General features: G+C 63.9%; 16 protein-coding genes, 2 tRNA genes and 1 pseudogene. All 19 read left to right on the top strand.

The features are described from left to right. Positions 1–94 (top strand): annotated as a pseudogene (locus BMW87_RS32735) (elongation factor Tu); the annotation flags it as partial. Between the two features lie 21 nt (positions 95–115). Beyond that, positions 116–191: transfer RNA gene (locus tag BMW87_RS32730), tRNA-Trp, on the top strand. Positions 192–295: 104 nt separating this feature from the next. Further along, the gene (gene secE / locus BMW87_RS32725; protein WP_093057178.1) at positions 296–679 is read left to right on the top strand and encodes a preprotein translocase subunit SecE; all 384 of its coding nucleotides are present in this window, start codon (positions 296–298) and stop codon (positions 677–679) included. Beyond that, entirely contained in the window at positions 680–1,300 is a 621-nt protein-coding gene (gene nusG, locus BMW87_RS32720; RefSeq protein ID WP_256217011.1) for a transcription termination/antitermination protein NusG, read from the top strand. 143 nt (positions 1,301–1,443) lie between these two features. Further along, complete coding sequence (rplK, locus tag BMW87_RS32715; protein WP_007831051.1) at positions 1,444–1,875, top strand: 50S ribosomal protein L11; 432 nt, start codon at positions 1,444–1,446, stop codon at positions 1,873–1,875. Next, a complete protein-coding gene (gene rplA, locus BMW87_RS32710; protein ID WP_093082338.1) occupies positions 1,876–2,574 on the top strand; it encodes a 50S ribosomal protein L1 in 699 nt (232 codons plus the stop codon). Between the two features lie 245 nt (positions 2,575–2,819). Beyond that, on the top strand, positions 2,820–3,356 hold the full coding sequence (rplJ, locus tag BMW87_RS32705; RefSeq protein ID WP_093057180.1) for a 50S ribosomal protein L10: 537 nt from the start codon (positions 2,820–2,822) through the stop codon (positions 3,354–3,356). A 43-nt stretch (positions 3,357–3,399) separates the two neighbouring features. Beyond that, positions 3,400–3,774, top strand: coding sequence for a 50S ribosomal protein L7/L12 (rplL, locus tag BMW87_RS32700; protein WP_093057181.1), 375 nt, complete (start codon positions 3,400–3,402; stop codon positions 3,772–3,774). A gap of 294 nt (positions 3,775–4,068) precedes the next feature. After that, a complete protein-coding gene (gene rpoB / locus BMW87_RS32695; RefSeq protein WP_093082335.1) occupies positions 4,069–8,193 on the top strand; it encodes a DNA-directed RNA polymerase subunit beta in 4,125 nt (1,374 codons plus the stop codon). 21 nt (positions 8,194–8,214) lie between these two features. Further along, positions 8,215–12,450, top strand: a complete 4,236-nt coding sequence (gene rpoC / locus BMW87_RS32690) for a DNA-directed RNA polymerase subunit beta' (RefSeq protein WP_093057183.1) — start codon at positions 8,215–8,217, stop codon at positions 12,448–12,450. A 102-nt stretch (positions 12,451–12,552) separates the two neighbouring features. Further along, positions 12,553–13,161 (top strand): LemA family protein, encoded by a 609-nt coding sequence (locus tag BMW87_RS32685; protein ID WP_093057184.1) that lies wholly within the window; start codon positions 12,553–12,555, stop codon positions 13,159–13,161. Between the two features lie 80 nt (positions 13,162–13,241). After that, positions 13,242–14,630, top strand: a complete 1,389-nt coding sequence (rsmB, locus tag BMW87_RS32680; protein ID WP_371258882.1) for a 16S rRNA (cytosine(967)-C(5))-methyltransferase RsmB — start codon at positions 13,242–13,244, stop codon at positions 14,628–14,630. Positions 14,631–14,676: 46 nt separating this feature from the next. Beyond that, positions 14,677–15,252 (top strand): DUF4390 domain-containing protein, encoded by a 576-nt coding sequence (locus BMW87_RS32675; protein WP_371127394.1) that lies wholly within the window; start codon positions 14,677–14,679, stop codon positions 15,250–15,252. Then, the gene (locus tag BMW87_RS32670; RefSeq protein WP_093082333.1) at positions 15,249–17,579 is read left to right on the top strand and encodes a sensor histidine kinase; all 2,331 of its coding nucleotides are present in this window, start codon (positions 15,249–15,251) and stop codon (positions 17,577–17,579) included. Before BMW87_RS32675 ends, BMW87_RS32670 begins: the two co-directional genes overlap by 4 nt. A gap of 92 nt (positions 17,580–17,671) precedes the next feature. Next, on the top strand, positions 17,672–18,373 hold the full coding sequence (locus tag BMW87_RS32665) for a response regulator (RefSeq protein WP_093057187.1): 702 nt from the start codon (positions 17,672–17,674) through the stop codon (positions 18,371–18,373). A 24-nt stretch (positions 18,374–18,397) separates the two neighbouring features. Continuing rightward, positions 18,398–18,473, top strand: a tRNA-Phe gene (locus tag BMW87_RS32660). Between the two features lie 172 nt (positions 18,474–18,645). Continuing rightward, entirely contained in the window at positions 18,646–20,064 is a 1,419-nt protein-coding gene (locus BMW87_RS32655) for a tyrosine-type recombinase/integrase (RefSeq protein WP_093082331.1), read from the top strand. Next, on the top strand, positions 20,061–21,266 hold the full coding sequence (locus tag BMW87_RS32650) for a PDDEXK nuclease domain-containing protein (RefSeq protein WP_093082329.1): 1,206 nt from the start codon (positions 20,061–20,063) through the stop codon (positions 21,264–21,266). Before BMW87_RS32655 ends, BMW87_RS32650 begins: the two co-directional genes overlap by 4 nt. A gap of 370 nt (positions 21,267–21,636) precedes the next feature. Further along, positions 21,637–21,960, top strand: coding sequence for a type II toxin-antitoxin system Phd/YefM family antitoxin (locus tag BMW87_RS32645; protein ID WP_093082326.1), 324 nt, complete (start codon positions 21,637–21,639; stop codon positions 21,958–21,960). Positions 21,961–22,320: the final 360 nt, after the last annotated feature.

Below are 22,320 nucleotides of genomic sequence, written 5' to 3'. Positions count from 1 at the left end.
CCCGATCGCGATGGAAGAAGGCCTGCGCTTCGCCATCCGTGAAGGCGGCCGTACCGTGGGTTCGGGCGTCGTGGCCAAGATCCTCGACATCTAAGTCGGGCGCAAAGAGTACCGGAGGGGTATAGCTCAATTGGCAGAGCGTCGGTCTCCAAAACCGAAGGTTGTAGGTTCGATTCCTACTGCCCCTGCCACTTAGGTGGCACTCCGAAAAAAGCCCGTCGCGTCCCGACGGGCTTCGGCGTCTCAAGAGACGCATTGAATTGAAGGCCTCAGGGTCACAGGAAATCAGCCAAACATGGCCACTTCTCAAATCGAAACCGTGAGCACCGGCGCCGACAAGGCCAAACTGGCCGTGGCTGTCGTGCTGGCAGTGGGCGCCATCGTGGCGTTCTATCTGCTGTCGCGCCAAGGCTCGCTGGTGCAATGGGCTGCGCTGCTGGTCGGCTTGGCCGCAGCGGTGGCTGCCTTCGGCAGTTCGGAGAATGGCCGTCAGTTGTGGGCCTTCGGCCGCGACTCGTGGCGCGAGGTCAAGAAGGTCGTCTGGCCGACCCGCAAGGAAGCGATGCAGATGACGGCTTATGTGTTCGCCTTCGTGGCGATCATGTCCGTCTTCCTCTGGCTCACCGACAAGACGCTCGAATGGGTGTTTTTCGACCTCATTCTGGGCTGGAGAAAATAAATGACCGCTGATCCAGTGAATGCAGTTGAAACCACGCCGGGCGCGCCAGAGGAAGAAAACACCTCGGTGCTGGCCCCAGCCGCCAATCCAGATCTGCGTTGGTACGTGGTGCATGCCTATTCGGGCATGGAGAAGGCCGTCGAGCGCAACATCACCGAGCGCATCAATCGCGCCGGCATGCAGGACAAGTTCGGCCGCATCCTGGTTCCGACCGAAGAAGTGGTCGAAATCAAGAACGGCCAGAAGCGCACCACCGAGCGCCGTTTCTTCCCGGGCTACGTGCTGGTCGAAATGATCATGGACGACGAAAGCTGGCACCTGGTGAAGCACACCAACAAGGTGACGGGTTTCGTGGGCGGCGCCAAGAACCGTCCGGCCCCGATCTCGCAGAAAGAGGTCGAGGACATCGTCAGCCAGATGCAGCAGGGCACCGAGAAGCCGCGCCACAAGGTCGAGTTCACCGTTGGCGAATTCGTGCGCGTCAAGGAAGGCCCGTTCACCGACTTCAACGGCACTGTCGAAGAAGTCAACTACGAGAAGAGCAAGGTCAGCGTGTCGGTCATGATTTTCGGCCGCGCGACACCTGTGGAACTCGAATTCAGCCAGGTCGAGAAGACCTGACGCCCCGCCGGCCTTCGGGTCGGCGTTACTGTTTCCGGCTGCGCGTTGTCCGACTCGGCGCGCGGCCTTGATCGAAGAGTCGTTTAACCCCGGGGAGCCGCGGCCGCAAGCCAAGGCGATATCACCCGCAAGGAGCAAATAGCATGGCGAAAAAAATCGTCGGCTTCATCAAGCTGCAAGTGCCAGCTGGTAAGGCCAACCCGTCCCCGCCGATCGGTCCCGCACTCGGTCAGCGCGGTCTGAACATCATGGAGTTCTGCAAGGCGTTCAACGCGCAAACCCAAGGCGTCGAGCCGGGTCTGCCGCTGCCGGTGGTCATCACCGCGTTCGCTGACAAGAGCTTCACCTTCATCATCAAGACGCCCCCGGCGATCACCTTGATCAAGAAGGCCATCAAGCTGGAAAAGGGCTCGGCCCGTCCGCACACCGACAAGGTCGGCAAGATCACGCGCGCTCAGCTCGAAGAAATCGCCAAGGCCAAGATGAAGGACCTGACTGCCGCCGACCTCGACGCAGCAGTTCGTACCATCGCCGGCTCGGCCCGCTCGATGGGCGTGAATGTGGAGGGCGTGTAAATGTCCAAGATCACCAAGAAGCAGAAGTCGCTCGAAGGCAAGGTCGACAGCAACAAGCTGTACCCGCTGGTTGACGCGATCGCCATCGTCAAGGAAGCCGCCACCGCCAAGTTCGATGAATCGATCGACGTGGCCGTGCAACTCGGCATCGATGCGAAGAAGTCGGACCAGGTCGTGCGTGGCGCCGTCGTGCTGCCCAACGGCACCGGCAAGACCAAGCGCGTCGCCGTGTTCGCCCAAGGCGCCAAGGCTGAAGAAGCCAAGGCCGCCGGCGCCGACATCGTCGGCATGGACGACCTGGCTGCCATGGTCAAGGCTGGCGACATGCCTTTCGACGTCGTGATCGCCGCACCGGACGCCATGCGCGTCGTCGGTACGCTCGGCCAGATCCTCGGCCCGCGCGGCCTGATGCCTAACCCGAAGGTTGGCACGGTGACCCCGGACGTCGCTACGGCCGTGAAGAACGCCAAGGCTGGCCAGGTTCAGTTCCGCGTCGATAAGGCCGGCATCGTGCACGGCACGATCGGCCGTCGCTCGTTCGACAACGACAAGCTGCAGGGCAACCTCGCAGCGCTGATCGATGCTCTGGTCAAGGCCAAGCCCGCGACCAGCAAGGGCGTGTACCTGCGCAAGGTGGCTGTGTCGTCGACCATGGGTCTGGGTGTCCGCGTGGACACGCAAACCATCTCGGCGAGCTAAAGAGATTTGCTCCGCCCGAAAGGGTGGGGCGAATGTGGTGGGTCGCGGCAGCTTCGGTTGCCGCGGGCCATCCAAGACCGCTGGTGTGCAGGGTGCTGCACTTAATCGCCGGACCTTTCCGTCAGGCAATCAGCGCAGATGGCGATCCCGCTGCAAGGAATTTGATTTTTGTTCCGAAACAGTTGGTCGCTGCATGAAGCGCGATCCCAGGCCCCGGCCGAAGATCGCATTAAAAGGAGTAGACCTTGAGTCTGAATCGCAGTGAGAAAGAAGCGGTCATCAGTGATGTGACCAGCCTCGCCGCAAAAGCTCAAACGCTCGTGATGGCGGAATACCGTGGCATCACGGTGGCCGATATGACCAAACTGCGCAACGAAGCGCGCAGCAAGGGTGTGAGCCTGAGTGTTCTGAAGAACACCCTGGCCCGCCGTGCTGTCGCTGGTAGCCCGTTTGAGATTGTTGGCGACCAGATGACCGGTCCGCTGATCTACGGCTTCTCCGAAGACGCTGTGGCCGCCGCCAAGGTGGTGGCCGATTTCGCGAAGACCAACGACAAGCTGGTCATTCGCGGCGGCGCCTTCGGTGGCAAGGCCCTGGACGTCGACGGCGTGAAGCAACTGGCCAACATCCCTTCGAAGGAAGTGCTGCTGGCGCAATTGCTGGGCTTGATGCAATCCCCGATCTCTCGTACCGCCCGCGTGCTCGCGGCGCTGGCCGAGAAGCGCGGTGGTGGCGAAGCTGCACCCGTTGCCGATGCACCGGCAGAAGCGCAGGCCGCCTGAGCCTCGCGTTTGAAATATTCAACCCAATTGTTAGGAAACAAAAATGGCATTCGATAAAGACGCATTTCTGACCGCGCTCGACAGCATGACGGTCCTGGAACTCAACGACCTGGTGAAAGCCATCGAAGAGAAGTTCGGCGTGAGCGCCGCTGCAATGTCGGCTCCGGCCGCTGGTGGTGGCGCAGCCGCTGCTGTGGTCGAAGAAAAGACCGAATTCAATGTCGTGCTGGCTGATGTCGGCGCGAACAAGGTGTCGGTCATCAAGGCTGTGCGCGAAATCACCGGCCTGGGCCTCAAGGAAGCCAAGGATCTGGTGGAAGCCGCTCCCAAGGCTGTCAAGGAAGGCCTGTCGAAGGCTGACGCTGACGCTGCCAAGAAGAAGCTGGAAGAAGCCGGCGCCAAGGTGGAACTGAAGTAATTCAGACCCCCTGGAGGGCTGGAGGCGCCTGAAAAGGCCCTCCAGCCTTTGCCGCTTTCAGAGCGCACCCAAAAGCCGGCTCGTTGCCGGTTTTCCCGGAGACCTTCAGGTCGACGGAAAAGCCAAGACGAGACGTTTTTTGAGTGTCTTCTGACCCCGACTGCAGAAGACCCCTTGGTTCGGGCGATGTGCAACGCATCGCTGTCCGCCAACGGCTGGTAGTGGCCAGCCGCCAAGCAGTGGTGCCTCGGCACTGCTGACAAGTCGCTGAAGATCTCAAGCACCGGAGCTCTCATGGCCCAATCGTCCGCGTACAGTTACACCGAACGCAAGCGCATCCGAAAAAGTTTCGGCAATCGCGACAGCGTCGTCGAAATTCCCTACCTGCTGCAGATGCAGAAAGACGCGTACACCGCGTTCCTGCAAGCCGGCATTCCCCCGAAACAACGCACCGTCGAGGGCCTGCAGGCCGCGTTCGACGCCGCCTTCCCGATCGTCTCGCACAACGGTTTCGTCGAGATGAAGTTCCTCGAGTACAACCTGGCGAAGCCGGCGTTCGACGTGCGTGAGTGCCAGACCCGTGGTCTGACCTTCGCCTCGGCCGTGCGCGCCAAGGTCCAGCTCATCATCTATGACCGCGAGTCGTCGACTTCGCAGTCGAAGGTGGTCAAGGAAGTGAAGGAACAAGAGGTCTACATGGGCGAAGTGCCGCTCATGACCGAAAAGGGTTCGTTCATCATCAACGGCACCGAGCGCGTGATCGTGTCGCAGCTGCACCGTTCGCCGGGCGTGTTCTTCGAACACGACAAGGGCAAGACGCACAGCTCGGGCAAGCTGCTGTTCTCGGCCCGCGTGATTCCCTACCGCGGTTCGTGGCTCGACTTCGAGTTCGACCCGAAGGACATGCTGTACTTCCGCGTGGACCGTCGCCGCAAGATGCCGGTCACGATCCTGCTGAAGGCCATCGGCCTGAACCCGGAATCGATCCTCGCGAACTTCTTCGTGAACGACAACTTCCGCCTGATGGACAGCGGCGCGCAGATGGAGTTCGTCTCCGAGCGCCTGCGCGGCGAAGTCGCGCGCTTCGACATCACCGACAAGTCGGGCAAGGTCGTGGTCGCCAAGGACAAGCGCGTTACCGCGCGCCACACGCGTGAGCTCGAGCAGGGCGGCACCACGCACATCAGCGTGCCGGAAGACTTCCTGATCGGCCGCGTGATCGCCCGCAACATCGTCGACGCCGACTCCGGCGAAATCCTGGCCAAGGCCAACGACGAGCTGACCGAAGCGCTGCTGAAGAAGCTGCGCACGGCCGGCGTGCAAGACGTGCAGGTCATCTACACGAACGAACTCGACCAGGGCGCGTACATCTCGCAGACCCTGCGCATCGACGAAACCGTGGACGAATTCGCTGCGCGCGTGGCCATCTACCGCATGATGCGCCCCGGCGAGCCGCCGACGGAAGACGCCGTGCAGGCCCTGTTCCAGCGCCTGTTCTACAACCCGGACACGTACGACCTGTCGCGCGTCGGCCGCATGAAGTTCAACGCCAAGGTCGGCCGCGACGAATCGACCGGCCCGATGGTGCTGACCAACGAAGACATCCTGGCCGTGGTCAAGATCCTCGTTGACCTGCGCAACGGCAATGGCGAAGTCGACGACATCGACCACCTGGGCAACCGCCGCGTGCGTTGCGTCGGCGAACTGGCCGAAAACCAGTACCGCACCGGCCTGGCACGTATCGAGAAGGCCGTGAAGGAACGTCTGGGTCAAGCGGAACAAGAGCCGCTGATGCCGCACGACCTGATCAACAGCAAGCCGATCTCGGCCGCGCTGAAGGAATTCTTCGGCGCCTCGCAGCTGTCGCAGTTCATGGACCAGACGAACCCGCTGTCCGAAATCACCCACAAGCGCCGCGTGTCGGCCCTTGGCCCGGGTGGTCTGACGCGTGAACGTGCAGGCTTCGAAGTGCGCGACGTGCACGTGACCCACTACGGCCGCGTGTGCCCGATCGAAACGCCTGAAGGCCCGAACATCGGCCTGATCAACTCGCTGGCCCTGTACGCCCGCCTGAACGAATACGGCTTCATCGAGACGCCGTACCGTCGCGTGATCGACAGCAAGGTCACGATGGACATCGACTACCTGTCGGCCATCGAGGAAGGCAAGTACGTCATCGCCCAGGCCAACGCGGCCCTGGACAAGGACGGCAAGCTGACCGGCGACCTGGTCTCGGCGCGTGAAGCCGGCGAATCGATCCTGGTCGGTGCCGAACGCATCCAGTACATGGACGTGTCGCCCGCGCAGATCGTGTCGGTGGCCGCATCGCTCGTGCCGTTCCTCGAGCACGACGACGCGAACCGCGCGTTGATGGGCGCCAACATGCAGCGCCAGGCCGTGCCTGTGCTGCGCCCCGAGAAGCCGATGGTCGGCACCGGTATCGAGCGCGTCTCCGCGGTCGACTCCGGCACCGTGGTCACGGCCACCCGCGGCGGTATCGTCGACTACGTCGATGCGACCCGTGTCGTGGTGCGCGTGAACGACGCCGAAGCGGCTGCCGGTGAAGTCGGTGTGGACATCTACAACCTGATCAAGTATCAGCGTTCGAACCAGAACACCAACATCCACCAGCGTCCCATCGTCAAGCGCGGCGACAAGATCGCCAAGGGTGACGTGGTGGCCGACGGTGCATCGACCGACCTCGGCGAACTGGCCCTCGGCCAGAACATGCTGATCGCGTTCATGCCGTGGAACGGCTACAACTTCGAAGACTCGATCCTGATCTCGGAACGCGTCGTGGCCGAAGACCGCTACACCTCGATCCACATCGAGGAACTGGTGGTGATGGCTCGCGACACGAAGCTGGGCGCAGAAGAAATCACGCGCGACATCCCGAACCTGGCCGAGCAGCAGCTCAACCGCCTCGACGAATCCGGCATCATTTATGTCGGTGCCGAAGTGCAGCCGGGCGACACGCTGGTGGGCAAGGTCACGCCGAAGGGCGAGACCACGCTGACGCCTGAAGAGAAGCTGCTTCGCGCCATCTTCGGCGAGAAGGCTTCCGACGTGAAGGACACCTCGCTGCGTGTGGATCAGGGCTCGCAAGGCACCGTGATCGACGTGCAGGTGTTCACCCGCGAAGGCATCACGCGCGACAAGCGCGCCCAGCAGATCATCGACGACGAGCTCAAGCGCTTCCGCCTCGACCTGAACGACCAGCTTCGCATCGTCGAAGCCGACGCGTTCGACCGTATCGAGAAGCTGCTGACCGGCAAGGTCGCCAACGGCGGCCCGAACAAGCTGGCCAAAGGCTCCAAGCTCGACAAGGCCTACCTGTCGTCGGTCGAGAAGTTCCACTGGTTCGACATCCGCCCGGCGGAAGACGAAGTGGCTTCGCAGCTCGAGTCGATCAAGAACTCGCTGGAGCAGACGCGCCACAGCTTCGACCTCGCGTTCGAAGAAAAGCGCAAGAAGCTCACGCAGGGCGACGAGCTGCCCGCGGGCGTGCTCAAGATGGTCAAGGTCTACCTGGCCGTCAAGCGCCGCCTGCAACCCGGCGACAAGATGGCCGGCCGCCACGGCAACAAGGGTGTGGTGTCGAAGATCGTTCCGGTCGAAGACATGCCCCACATGGCCGACGGTACGCCGTGCGACATCTGCCTGAACCCGCTGGGCGTGCCTTCGCGGATGAACGTGGGCCAGGTGCTCGAGGTGCATCTGGGCTGGGCCGGCAAGGGCATCGGCCAGCGCATCGGTGACCTGCTGCAGCAAGAGGCCAAGGTGGCCGAGCTGCGCAAGTTCATGGAGCAGCTGTACAACGGCTCGGGCCGCCAGGAAAACATCAGCTCGCTGAACGACACCGAACTGCTCGAAATGGCAGCGAATCTGCAGAACGGCGCGACCTTCGCGACGCCTGTGTTCGACGGCGCTTCGGAAGAAGAAATCCGCGGCATGCTGAAGCTCGCCTACCCGGACGACATCGCCAAGCTCAAGGGCCTGACCGATACGCGCACGCAGGCGTACCTGTTCGACGGCCGCACCGGCGACCAGTTCGAGCGTCCCGTCACCGTCGGCTACATGCACTTCCTGAAGCTGCATCACCTGGTCGACGACAAGATGCACGCGCGTTCCACCGGCCCGTACTCGCTCGTCACGCAGCAACCGCTGGGCGGCAAGGCGCAGTTCGGCGGCCAGCGTTTCGGGGAAATGGAAGTGTGGGCGCTGGAAGCTTACGGCGCCGCCTACGTCCTGCAGGAAATGCTGACCGTGAAGTCCGACGACGTGCAAGGCCGTACCAAGGTGTACGAAAGCATCGTCAAGGGCGAGCACTCGATCGAAGCCGGCATGCCGGAATCGTTCAACGTGCTGGTCAAGGAAATTCGTTCGCTGGGCCTCGACATCGAGCTCGAGCGTTCTTAATTTGAAAAGGGAAAGAGTCTTATGAAATCGCTACTCGACCTGTTCAAGCAATTCACGCCTGATGAGCATTTCGATGCCATCAAGATCGGCATGGCTTCGCCCGAGAAGATCCGTTCGTGGTCTTTCGGCGAGGTGAAGAAGCCCGAGACGATCAACTACCGCACGTTCAAGCCCGAGCGCGACGGTCTCTTCTGCGCCAAGATCTTCGGCCCCATCAAGGACTACGAGTGCCTGTGCGGCAAGTACAAGCGCCTGAAGCACCGCGGCGTGATCTGCGAGAAGTGCGGCGTTGAAGTCACGCAGACCAAGGTGCGTCGCGAGCGCATGGGTCACATCGACCTGGCCGCGCCCTGCGCCCACATCTGGTTCCTGAAGTCGCTGCCGTCGCGCCTGGGCCTCGTGCTCGACATGACGCTGCGCGACATCGAACGCGTGCTGTACTTCGAAGCCTACGTGATCACCGACCCCGGCATGACCCCGCTGAAGAAGTTCGGCATCATGTCCGAGGACGACTACGACGCGAAGCGCAAGGAATACGGTGACGAATTCGTCGCCAAGATGGGCGCCGAAGGCATCAAGGATCTGCTCGAAGGCATCGAACTCGACAGCGAGATCGAACGCCTGCGCGGCGACCTGACCGGCTCCGAAGTCAAGGTCAAGAAGAACTCCAAGCGCCTGAAGGTGCTGGAAGCCTTCCGCAAGTCGGGCATCAAGCCCGAGTGGATGGTGCTCGACGTGCTGCCCGTGCTGCCGCCGGACCTGCGTCCGCTGGTGCCGCTGGACGGCGGCCGCTTCGCGACCTCCGACCTGAACGACCTGTATCGCCGCGTCATCAACCGCAATTCGCGTCTGCGCCGCCTGCTGGAGCTGAAGGCTCCGGAAATCATCGCGCGCAACGAAAAGCGGATGCTGCAGGAAGCTGTCGACTCGCTGCTGGACAACGGCCGCCGTGGCAAGGCCATGACGGGCGCCAACAAGCGCGCGCTGAAGTCGCTGGCCGACATGATCAAGGGCAAGAGCGGCCGCTTCCGCCAGAATCTGCTGGGCAAGCGCGTCGACTACTCGGGCCGTTCGGTCATCGTGGTGGGCCCGACGCTCAAGCTGCACCAGTGCGGCCTGCCGAAGTTGATGGCGCTCGAACTGTTCAAGCCCTTCATCTTCTCGCGCCTCGAAGCCATGGGCATCGCGACGACGATCAAGGCTGCCAAGAAGGAAGTCGAATCGGGCACGCCGGTGGTCTGGGACATCCTGGAAGAGGTCATCAAGGAGCACCCGGTCATGCTGAACCGCGCTCCTACGCTGCACCGTCTGGGCATCCAGGCCTTCGAACCGATCCTGATCGAAGGCAAGGCCATCCAGCTGCACCCGCTCGTCTGCGCGGCATTCAACGCCGACTTCGACGGCGACCAGATGGCCGTTCACGTGCCGCTGTCGGTGGAAGCGCAAATGGAAGCCCGCACGCTGATGCTGGCCTCCAACAACGTGCTGTTCCCGGCTTCGGGCGAACCGTCGATCGTTCCTTCGCAGGACGTGGTGCTGGGTCTGTACTACACGACCCGCGACCGCATCAACGGCAAGGGCGAGGGCCTGATCTTCTCCGACATCGGTGAAGTGCAGCGCGCGCTCGACGCCAACGAAGTCGAACTCACCGCCAAGGTGGCAGTGCGCATCACGGAATACACCAAGAACAAGGAAACCGGCGAATTCACGCCGTCGACCTCGCTCGTGGACACCACCGTGGGCCGTGCCCTGCTGTCCGAGATCCTGCCGAAGGGCCTGCCGTTCTCGAACATCAACAAGGCGCTGAAGAAGAAGGAAATCTCCAAGCTCATCAACGTCTCGTTCCGCAAGTGCGGCCTGAAAGAGACCGTCGTGTTCGCCGACAAGCTGCTGCAAAACGGCTTCCGTCTGGCGACCAAGGCCGGCATCTCGATCGCCATCGACGACATGCTGGTGCCCGCCGAGAAGCACGGCATCATCGAGCGCTCCGCCAAGGAAGTGAAGGAGATCGAGCAGCAGTACGTGTCGGGTCTGGTGACCTCCGGCGAACGCTACAACAAGGTGGTGGACATCTGGGGCAAGGCCGGCGACGAAGTGTCGAAGGTCATGATGGCCAAGCTGTCGAAGCAACGCGTCATCGACCGCCACGGCAAGGAAGTCGAGCAGGAGTCCTTCAACTCGATCTACATGATGGCCGACTCGGGCGCCCGCGGTTCCGCGGCCCAGATTCGCCAGGTGGCCGGTATGCGGGGCCTGATGGCCAAGCCGGACGGCTCGATCATCGAGACGCCCATTACCGCGAACTTCCGCGAAGGCCTGAACGTGCTGGAGTACTTCATCTCCACCCACGGTGCCCGTAAGGGTCTGGCCGACACGGCGCTGAAGACGGCGAACTCGGGCTACCTGACCCGTCGTCTGGTCGACGTGACGCAAGACCTGGTCGTGACCGAGCAGGACTGCGGCACGCACGGCGGCTACCTGATGCGCGCCATCGTCGAAGGCGGTGAAGTGATCGAGTCGCTGCGCGACCGTATCCTCGGCCGCTCGGCTGCGGACGACGTGCTGCACCCGGAAAACCGTTCGGTGCTGCTGAAGGCCGGCGAGATGTTCGACGAAGACAACATCGAAGCGCTGGAAGCGCAAGGCGTCGACGAGGTCAAGGTCCGCACCGCGCTGACCTGCGAAACCCGCTTCGGCATCTGCGCGACCTGCTACGGCCGCGACCTGGGCCGCGGCGGCCTGATCAACATCGGCGAAGCCGTCGGTGTGATCGCCGCTCAGTCCATCGGCGAACCCGGCACGCAGCTGACGATGCGTACCTTCCACATCGGTGGTGCCGCTTCGCGCGCTGCCATCGCTTCGAGCGTGGAAGCCAAGTCGAACGGCTCGATCGGCTTCAACGCCACGATGCGCTACGTGACCAACAGCAAGGGCGAGCTGGTCGTGATTTCGCGTTCGGGCGAGATCGTCATTCATGACGAGCACGGCCGTGAGCGCGAACGCCACAAGGTGCCGTACGGCGCGACCCTGACGGTCAAGGCCGACCAGCAGATCAAGGCCGGCCACGTGCTTGCCAACTGGGATCCGCTGACGCGCCCGATCATTACCGAGTTCGCCGGCAAGACGCAGTTCGAAAACGTCGAGGAAGGCCTCACGGTTGCGAAGCAGGTGGACGAAGTGACCGGTCTGTCGACCCTGGTCGTGATCGACCCGAAGCGCCGCGGCGCTGCCAAGGTCGTGCGCCCGCAGGTGAAGCTCATCGACGCCTCCGGCGCCGAAGTGAAGATCCCGGGCACCGACCACTCGGTGACGATCGGCTTCCCGATCGGCGCACTGGTCCAGATCCGTGACGGTCAGGACGTGGGCCCCGGCGAAGTGCTGGCGCGTATTCCGGTCGAAGGCCAGAAGACCCGCGACATCACCGGCGGTCTGCCGCGCGTTGCCGAGCTGTTCGAAGCCCGTTCGCCGAAGGACAAGGGCATGCTGGCCGAAATGACCGGCACCGTGTCGTTCGGCAAGGAAACGAAGGGCAAGATCCGCCTGCAGATCACCGATCCGGAAGGCACGGTCTGGGAAGACCTCGTGCCGAAGGAAAAGAACATCCTGGTGCACGAAGGCCAGGTGGTGAACAAGGGCGAATCCGTGGTCGACGGCCCGGCGGACCCGCAGGACATCCTGCGCCTGCTGGGTTCGGAAGAACTGGCGCGCTACATCGTGGACGAAGTGCAGGACGTGTACCGCCTGCAGGGTGTGAAGATCAACGACAAGCACATCGAGGTGATCGTTCGCCAGATGCTGCGCCGCGTCGTGGTCGACAACATCGGCGACACGAGCTACATCTCCGGCGAACAGGTCGAACGCAGCGAAATGCTCAACACCAACGACGCCCTGCGCGCCGACGGCAAGATCCCTGCGACGTTCACCAACCTGCTGCTGGGTATCACGAAGGCGTCGCTGTCGACCGACTCGTTCATCTCGGCTGCTTCGTTCCAGGAAACGACGCGCGTGCTGACCGAAGCCGCGATCATGGGCAAGCGCGACGAGCTGCGCGGCCTGAAGGAAAACGTCATCGTCGGCCGCCTGATCCCCGCAGGCACCGGCATGGCTTACCACCAGGCCCGCAAGGTCAAGGACGCCATGGACGAAGCCGAGCGCCGTGCCATCGCCGAATCGGAAGCTGCCGAACTGGCAGGCTCCGCCGACAGCGATGCAGCGGCCAGCACGGCTGACGCCAGCGAAGGCGCTGCGACCGAATAACTCGGTAGCATCACCGGCCATGACCGGTACACCACGCCCCCCGACCGCCTCCGGTTGGGGGGCGTTTTTCTTTGTGTTTTCAATGATGAGGCGTTGTCGTCGATGAGCGTATTGCCCGAATCGCTGACCAGCTGGATCGTGATCGCGGTCCTGCTGTTCTGGTTTGTCGGTGCCTACAACCGGCTGGTGCGTTTGCGCGCGGCCGTGCTGCAGGCCTACGGCCTGCTCGATGCGGCCCTGGGCAAGCAGCTCGACTTCGTGCAGGCCAGCATCACCGCTGCGCCACCGGTGGAGGCGTCGCCAACGGGTGAGTCGCTGTCGTCCATCGCGCCATTGCAGGCCGCGACCACCCAGCTCGCGACCCTGCTCGGCGCGACCCGGCTGCACCCGCTGGACACCGGCGTCATGGCCGCGCTGGCCACTGCGCTGCAGGTGTGGATCAATGCGTGGCGACGCCAGCACCCGGACGATGTGACGGTGTTCGACGCCGACGGCACTCTGTCGCGGCCGGCGCAACTTCAGCCCGGGACCGAGGCCACGGTGCCCAGCGCCATCGAGCCGATCGCGTGGCCCGAGCCTTCGGCCGCGGCGGAGATCGCGCGCAGCCAGTTCAACCAGGCGGTGGGGCACTACAACGCTGCGATCGCGCAGTTTCCGGCGTTGCTGGTGGCATGGGCCGTGCGTCTGCGTCCGGCCGCTCCGCTGCTCTGAGTTCGGCGCCCGGCGCGGCTCTTTCTTCTTTCCATTGCACGGCGTCCGGCTTTACGGTCGCCCGTTACCATCGCCCCAACTTGTCAGAACTACCTTCCGATCCTTCCTCCAGCAGCAACAACGGTGCGCCGTCGCTGCAGCCTCCGCTCTGGCGCCAACTGCAACTGACCGCGGTGGCGCTGGCGTCGATTCGCGCCGGCACCTCGGGCTCGGTTGCCTTCGAGGCGGTCGAGCCTTCGCTGCGCCCCGGCGTGCAGGCGCTCGGTTTCCAGGTGCTGCGCTGGCTCGGCCGCGCCGAGGCGCTGCGTCGCCACCTGGCCAAGCGCACGCCGCCGCCGCTGCCCGATGCCCTGCTGTGCACCGCGCTGGCGCTGGCGTGGGACAGCGAGCGTGCACCCTACGAGCCCTTCACGCTGGTCGACCAGGCCGTCGAGGCCGCCAAGCGCAACCCAGCCACGCGGGCGCAGGCCAGCTTCATCAATGCCTGTCTGAGGCGCTTCTTGCGTGAGCGCGACGAGCTCGTGGCCGCCACCGACACCGAACCCGTCGCGCAATGGAACCACCCGCGCTGGTGGATCGAGCGCCTCAAGCGCGACCATCCGCGCGACTGGCAGCGGGTGCTGGGCGCCGACAACGCGCAGGCGCCGATGACGCTGCGGGTCAACACTCAGAAATCGACCGTGGCTTCGTATCTGGCGGAGCTGGAGGCCGTTGGCCTCGGTGCGATACGCGTAGGCCCCAGCGGCCTGCAGCTGACGCGCGCACGCCCCGTGCAGCAACTGCCCGGTTTTGCCGACGGCGCCTGCTCGGTGCAGGACGCCGCCGCGCAGATGGCCGCACCGCTGCTGCTCGAAGGCCTCTTGCCGACGAAGCCGGGTGCGGCGGCGCCACTGCGCGTGCTCGATGCCTGCGCCGCCCCCGGCGGCAAGACCGCGCACCTGCTCGAAATGGCGGCCCCCGGCGTTATCGACGTGACAGCCCTGGAAGTCGATGCCGTCCGCAGCCGCCGTATCGATGAAACCCTGGCCCGCATCGGCCTCAAGGCCAAGGTGCTCGTCGCCGACGCGGGGCGTCCGGACCAATGGTGGGACGGCACGCCCTTCGACGCCATCCTGCTCGACGCACCATGCACGGCCTCGGGCATCGTGCGACGCCATCCTGATGTGCGCTGGCTGCGCCGCGAAAGCGACACCGCCCAGCTCGCAGCCCAGCAGGCCGCTCTCCTGGCCGCGCTCTGGCCGCTGGTGCGGCCCGGCGGCCGGCTCCTTTACTGCACCTGCTCCGTGTTCCGCGAAGAGGGTTCGCAACAAATTGATGCGTTTCTTGTACACAACACCGACGCACGATTGCTGCCATCGCCAGGCCATTTGCTGCCCCAAAGCGGGTCGAATGCCCGTGGCGTCCCGGACAATCCCTCTGGTGACCACGACGGTTTCTTCTACGCCCTGCTTGAGAAGCGCCCGCACTGAACGGCGCTGGCCGGCCTTGCTGGCCGTCCTGCTCTGGGCCTGGGCAATGTGGATGGTCCTGCTGCTGCCGGCCCCGGCGGCCGCCCAGGGCCGCAACGGCACGTCGATCACCCAGATGCGCCTCGAGCAGTCCGACGACGGCGTCTACTTCAGCGCGGCCGTGCAGTTCGAGCTGCCCTCGCTGGTGGAGGAGGTGCTCGACAAGGGCATCGCCATCTATTTCGTGGCCGAGGCCGAGCTCTACCAGGAGCGCTGGTACTGGACCGATCGCAAGGTCGCCCAGGTCGCGCGCCACATGCGGCTGGCCTACCAGCCGCTCACGCGGCGCTGGCGACTCAACGTGTCGGCGGCGCCGATGACCGGCGCGGCCGGCCTGGGCATCTCGCTGAACCAGAACTTCGACACCCTCGGTGATGCGCTCGACGCCATCAAGCGCATCGGCCGCCTGCGGCTGGGCGATGTGGCCGAGATCGGCGACGACCCGCAGCACCAGGTCACTTTCCGCTTCCGGCTCGACACCTCGCAGCTGCCGCGCCCGTTCCAGATCGGCGTGGTCGGGCAGGCCGACTGGAACATCGCCGCCGAACGCACGGCCAAGCTCCCGCTGGAGAAGCAGAAGTGAGCACTTCCGGGCGCAGCGGCGCAGCGGCCACGCCGGCCGCGCGCCGCGCGCGGGCCACGCGCTGGGCCATTGGTGTCGGCGCCGCGCTGGTCACGGCCATCGGCCTGGTGCTGATGTTCCTGCTGGCGCAGGCCACCAACAACCGCGCACTGTACGAGCGCTACTACGTGCGCCTGTTCGGCATCAACGTCGTGGTGGCGGTGCTGCTGGTGCTGGTGATCGGCTGGGTTGCCTTCCGCTTGCTGCGGCGGCTGCGGCAGGGCAAGTTCGGCAGCCGATTGCTCATCAAGCTGGCGGCCATCTTCGCGCTGGTGGGCGTGGTGCCCGGGGCGCTGGTCTACGTGGTGTCTTATCAGTTTGTTGCGCGCTCGATCGAGAGCTGGTTCGACGTGAAGGTCGAGGGCGCGCTCGATGCTGGCCTCAACCTGGGGCGCGCCACGCTCGATTCGCTGTCCGATGACCTCGCCGCCAAGACGCGCAGCGCCAGCGCACAGCTGGCGCAAGTGCCCGACACGAGCGCGGGCCTGGTGCTGGAACGCATCCGCGATCAGCTTGAGGCCACCGACGTGATCCTGTGGACCGGCAACGGGCAACTCGTGGCCAGCGCCGGCTCCTCGCGTTTTCAGCTCAACCCCGAGCGGCCAACCGTGCAGCAGTTCCGCCAGGTCCGCCCCGAGCGCGCCGTCGCGCACGTCGAGGGGCTGGACGAAACAGCCGCGCCGGGCGCAACCCCGCCAGTCGCGAGCGTGCGTGCGCTCGCCATGGTGCAGAGGCCGGGCTTCGACTTCGACACCGCGCCGCGCTATCTGCAGGTCACGCGGCCGCTGCCGCCGGCCGTGGTCGCCAACGCGCTCGCCGTGCAGGAGGCCAACCGCGAATACCAGGAGCGGGCGCTCGCGCGCGAGGGCCTGCGTCGCATGTACATCGGCACGCTCACGCTGAGCCTGTTCCTCGCCGTGTTCGGTGCGGTGCTGCTGGCCGTGCTGTTCGGCAATCAGCTCGCGCGGCCGCTGCTCGTGCTGGCAGACGGCGTGCGCCAGGTGGCGGCCGGCGACCTGCGGCCCACCGCCGTGCTGCAGGGCAAGGACGAACTCGGCGGCCTTACGCGCTCGTTCGCCGTCATGACGCAGCAGCTGGCCGACGCCCGCGGCGCGGTCGAGAAGACCATGGGCCAGCTCGACGCTGCGCGCGCCAACTTGCAGACCATTCTCGACAACCTGACATCGGGCGTGATCGTGCTCGACGCCAAGGGCACTGTGCTGTCCACCAATCCGGGCGCGACCCGCGTGCTGCGTGCGCCGCTCGCCGCCTACGAAGGCCGGGCACTCATTGATGTGCCGGGCCTGGCCGAGTTCGGTGCCAAGGTGCAGCAGCAGTTCGACGACTTTCTCGTCGAGCGCATGCAGCACGGCCTCGACCACTGGCAGCACGCCTTCGAGCTGCACGCCTCCGGCACCGACTTGCCGCAGCAGGACGGCGCCATCAACATCGTCGCGCGCGGCGCGGAACTGCCCGGCGCCGCGCGGCTGCTGGTGTTCGACGACATCTCCGAAATCGTCTCGGCCCAGCGCGCGCAGGCCTGGGGCGAAGTGGCGCGCCGCCTCGCGCACGAGATCAAGAATCCGCTCACGCCGATCCAGCTCTCGGCCGAGCGGCTCGAGATGAAGCTCTCGGGCAAGGTCCCGCCGCCCGAACAGGCCGTGCTCGTGAAGTCGGTGAAGACCATCGTCGACCAGGTCGATGCGATGAAGCGGCTGGTGAACGAATTCCGCGACTACGCGCGCCTGCCCGCGGCCGACCTCAAGCCGGTGGACCTCAACGCCTTGCTGACCGACGTGCTCCAGCTCTACAACGCCGAGAGCCTGCCGATCACGCTGCGCTCAGAACTCGACGAGCGCTGCCCGCCCATCCGCGGCGACGCGCAGCAGATCCGCCAGGTCATACACAACCTGTTGCAGAACGCGCAGGACGCCGCCGAAGCTGCCGCCAGCGGCACGGGCAAGGCGGGCGAGGTCGTCATCCGCACGCGGCTCGGCGATTCGGGGCAGCGCGTGCGCCTGACAGTGCAGGACAGCGGCCCGGGCTTTGCCGAAAATATTTTGAAGCGCGCCTTCGAACCATACGTAACCACGAAAACAAAAGGTACTGGTTTGGGCCTTGCGGTCGTGAAGAAAATCGCGGACGAACACGGCGCGCGCATCGAGCTTTCCAACCGCGTCGTCGATGGGGCTGTAGCAGGGGCACAAGTCTCGCTATCATTCGCGCTGGCAGGCGAGCCGCGGGCAGCGGTCGCTCACACCGAAGATTCGAAGTCTTCCGCCGCCTGAGCCGCACGAATCTCCGTCGTCGCACAGGCGATGGATGGGCCAGCGGACCCTCAATACATTGCAGACACCAGCGCAAACAACAAGCAGCACTCATGGCAAACATTCTCGTGGTCGATGACGAGCTGGGCATCCGGGACCTGCTCTTCGAAATTCTCAATGACGAAGGCCACAACGTGGAGCTCGCGGAAAACGCCGCCGAAGCCCGCGCTGCGCGCCAGCGCGCACGGCCCGATCTCGTGCTGCTCGACATCTGGATGCCCGACACCGACGGCGTCACGCTGCTCAAGGAGTGGTCCACCGCGGGCCTGCTGAGCATGCCCGTCATCATGATGAGTGGCCACGCCACCATCGACACCGCGGTCGACGCCACGCGCATCGGCGCCTTCGCCTTCCTCGAAAAGCCCATCACCATGCAGAAGCTGCTCAAGGCAGTGGAGCAGGGCCTGGCGCGCGAGAGCGCACGCCGCGCCGCGGCAGGCGTGGTGCCCGCGCCGGTCACCGGCAACCAGGCGGCCGCCATCACGACGACAGGCGACAGCCTGCTGATGGCCTCGCTGGCTTCCGTGCCCGTGGTCGACGCCGGCCCGCAATCGACCCAGAGCTTCGATCTCGACCGCCCGCTGCGCGACGCGCGCGATGGTTTCGAGAAGGCGTACTTCGAGTTTCACTTGGCGATGGAGAACGGTTCGATGACCCGCGTCGCCGAGAAAACCGGCCTCGAACGCACCCATCTGTACCGCAAGCTCAAACAACTTGGCGTCGATCTTTCAAGAGGGCGCAGAAGCGCTGTATAATTTAGGGCTGCACACAAATGCAATGGCCCGGTAGCTCAGTTGGTAGAGCAGCGGATTGAAAATCCGCGTGTCGGTGGTTCGATTCCGCCCCAGGCCACCATTTTTCTTTCTCGGTAGATCCCAAGTCAGCTCAAAAGCCCTTGTACATCAAGGACTTAGCCTCAAAAAGGCGGCTCAAGCGGCATCACCGAATCTCACAAAGTCCCGTTCTTGCGCGTACCCCACGGTGTACCCCAGACTGCTTTTCAATCGCAGTCGATTTTGGGTACACCATGGGGCAACTCAACGAGCTTCAGATCAAGGCGGCAGCGCCGCGGGACAAGGAATATTTGCTGGCGGACGGCGACGGTCTCTACCTTCGCGTGCGCCCGACCGGCAAGGCGTGGGTTTATCGCTACAAGCGGCATGGCAAGGAGGCCAAGCTCAGCATCGGGCACTACCCGGTCGTGACGCTTGCCGCTGCGCGCAGGAAGGCGCGTGCCGAGGCCGAGAAGCGCGCCGAAGGTGTCGATCCCCGCGAGGCACGGCGGGTGGAGGGAGAGCGTGTTCGCGTTGCCCGCCTCAATACCTTTGAGCGGACTGCCCGTGCATGGCACGCGCAGGCGTGGAAAGACCGCACATGGTCCGCCGGCTATGCCGAGAAGGTGATGCGCCATCTGGAATTGCACATCTTCCCGTGGATCGGTGCGCTGGCCATGGAGGCCATCTTGCCGACCGAGGTCGTCCGATGCCTTCACCGCATCAAGGAGCGCGGCAATCTGGAGACGGCGCAGCGCGTTCGTGAGGCGGTGCAGCACGTGTTCCAGTACGCCGTCGATGTGGGCGCGCTTGAGCCGGCAAAGAACTTCGTGAACAGCCGTACGGCTGGCTTGCCGCCACCTCGAACGCGCCACTACCCAGCCATCACGGACCCGCAGAAGCTCGGCCAGTTGCTTCGTGACATACGTGCCTACAACGGCAACGTCATCACCCGCGCGGCGCTGCAGCTCTCGCCCTTGTTGTTCCAGCGGCCAGGTCAGTTGCGGCTGGCGCACTGGGAAGATGTGGATCTCGACCAGGCGCTGTGGCGCTGCCCGCCCGAGAAGATGAAGCTGCGGGAGTGGAAGAAGCGCGATGTACGCACGCCGGCTCACCTCGTGCCGCTACCGACGCAGGCGGTCGAAATCCTGAGCGACATCTATCCGCTGACCGGTCCCCGTGGGCCGATCTTCCGCAGCATGTCGAAGCGTTCCGAGAAGACGCGCTACATGAGCGACAACACCATCAACAGTGCGTTGCGCACGTTGGGCTATGACACGAAGGAACAGATCACAGGCCACGGGTTCCGCGCCACCGCCCGGACCCTGATTCGTGAACTGCTGGGATGCGATCGTGAGGTGATCGAGCGGCATCTGGCACATGGCTCCGATGAGGAACTGGGTAGCGCCTATGACCGCGCCACTTTCTTGAGTCAGCGGCGCAAGATGATCCAGTTGTGGGCGGATCTGCTGGATGACCTAGCGGCGGGGAAGACGTTGGAAATGCTTTCAGATACGGAGTTCGCGTCAGCAAGGGGAAGCGAGGTGAGCGTGGTGCAGGCGCGCTCTTTTGCCGGAACGTTGCCGATCTTGATTTCTGATTCCGGGAGCAGTGTGGGCACGTTGCAATCGCACACCCTCGCCGGATATCGATCGGAGGACATCAAGTCATGAGGCAAGAAATTTCTTCCTCCAAGGCGAGCGCTGCGACCTTGCCGAGCGGGTATGCCGGTATCCGAGGTGGCATCGTCGAGTTGCTCGATGCCGCAAGGCACGCAACTGCCCGGAGCGTCAATTCATTGATGACGGCGAGCTATTGGGAGGTCGGTCGCCGCATCGTCGAGGCCGAACAGAAAGGCAGGCGGCGAGCGGGCTATGGCGAGCAACTGATCGAGCGGCTTTCATTGGACCTGACAGGGCAATTCGGCCGAGGGTTCAGCCGTCAGAACTTGCAGCAGATGCGCTCGTTCTTTCTTGCTTGGCCGATTCGCCAGACAGCGTCTGGCGAATCTCCCCAACTGCCGACGCAGGAATATGGCTCGGAGGCGCAAGCTTCCACCATGCCCCGGACATTGGGGTTCGGCTCCGGTGATTCAGTTCGACCGTGGCGTCTTGAGGAGTTGGCGCCGCTCTTCACGCTACCTTGGTCCGCCTATGTCCGCTTGCTCGCGGTTAAGGATAGTAGCGCCCGCCGGTTCTACGAAGCAGAGGCGCTGCGCGGAGGCTGGAGCGTGCGCCAGCTTGATCGCCAAATCAGTAGCCAGTTCTACGAGCGCACGGCGCTGTCAAGGAACAAGGCCGCGATGCTTCAAAAGGGTTCGGCGTCGACGCAGGGCGACGCTGTCTTTTCCGATGAAGCGGTCAAGGATCCTTATGTGCTGGAATTCTTGGACCTGAAGGACGAGTATTCGGAGTCCGATTTGGAAGAGGCCCTGATACATCGGCTGGAAGACTTCCTGCTCGAACTCGGCGGAGACTTCAGCTTCATTGGAAGGCAGCGAAGGTTGCGCATCGACCAGACCTGGTACCGCGTTGATCTATTGTTCTTTCATCGCCGCCTGCGCTGTCTCGTCATCATTGACCTGAAGCTTGGGGGGTTGACTCACGCGGACGTGGGGCAGATGCACATGTATTGCAACTACGCCAAGGAAAACTGGACCCTGCCTGATGAAAACCCCCCGGTCGGTTTGATCCTCTGCGCCGACAAGGGAAACGCGCTGGCGAGGTACGCACTTGAAGGACTGCCAAGCAAGATCATGGCAGCGAACTATCGCACCGTGCTCCCGGATGCCGAACTGCTGCAAGGTGAACTAGAAAAGACGAGACGCATGCTGGAGGTTCGTGGCACTTTCCGCGAGAGGGGCCGCCGACGGTAGCGGTTGGTCGTCGCGCGCAAGGTGCCGGGACTGCATTGCGCGACATTTTTCCCCCCAGAGGGGATCAAAAACTCTGCTAGAAGGCCCATAGAAGCTCAAGTCTTACGCTCTTTGTTGTCAGAGATGCCGACAAAAGTACCGACGAGATTGCTGGTCTGAACAGCTCGGTTTCCGGCCGACCGAAGAAGCCTTCGCAAGCTACGTTGTCAGGCGAGCATGTTGATTTCTAACTAGAAGTTGCCTTGCGTGGAGCGCGAACCCCACCATCGACTTAGCACGGATCGCCTCCGGGCGCGTGATGCTCAGCCCGCCTACGCGGGTGAAGTAGACTGCGCAGCATTCTGTCATCTACCGCGCAAAGGAGTCGGTTATGCGCTTTGCAGCGAGCGATGTAGCGCCCTTCACGCAAGCGCGGGCCAACCCGTCCGAGCTGGCTGACCAAGCTAAGGCCGGCGCCGAAGAGATCATCACCAAAAATGGTGAAAGCTACGTTGCGTTGATCGATGTCGACCGGCTGGGCTACTACCATCGCCTTGAGCGCGAGCGCATCCACCTATTGCTGATCGACGACGCCAAGAGGGGCCTGGCCAACATCGAAGCTGACCGCGCTTATGGTGCCGATACCGTCATTACGAAGCTCCAACAGTGCCGCGCCTGTGCAACAACCGGCAAGGCCACCAAGAAGCGTGGTTGACTGTGCCTACCGGGTCGAAGTGACCGCGGGATTACTGCGGAGCCTGAACGCCATCGAAGCGTTCTTGTCCCAGGAAACCGCGGCCTTTGCCCTCGATGAACTTCTAGCCGAGTTGCGTGCCACGGTCATCCAACCCGGCCCGATTTCCCCCCTCGGCCGCCGCTATCTGGACAACCCGCGCAATCAGCCGAGGCTCTGGCGGAGCTTGCCACGCTGCAGCCCGGCGCTACCAGTGCGCCGCGGGAGTACCTGCACGGCGACTACCTTGTGCTGTACGCGGCCATGGGTCCGACGCCGCCGTCTATCGGCTGTCAATTCGGCTCCACTGCCAGTTTTTCGTCTGACTTCGCTCCCCTTTGG

Source organism: Variovorax sp. OV084, from assembly GCF_900111625.1.
Classification (GTDB): Bacteria; Pseudomonadota; Gammaproteobacteria; order Burkholderiales; family Burkholderiaceae_C; genus Variovorax.
This window is presented reverse-complemented; position numbering and strand designations above follow the sequence as displayed.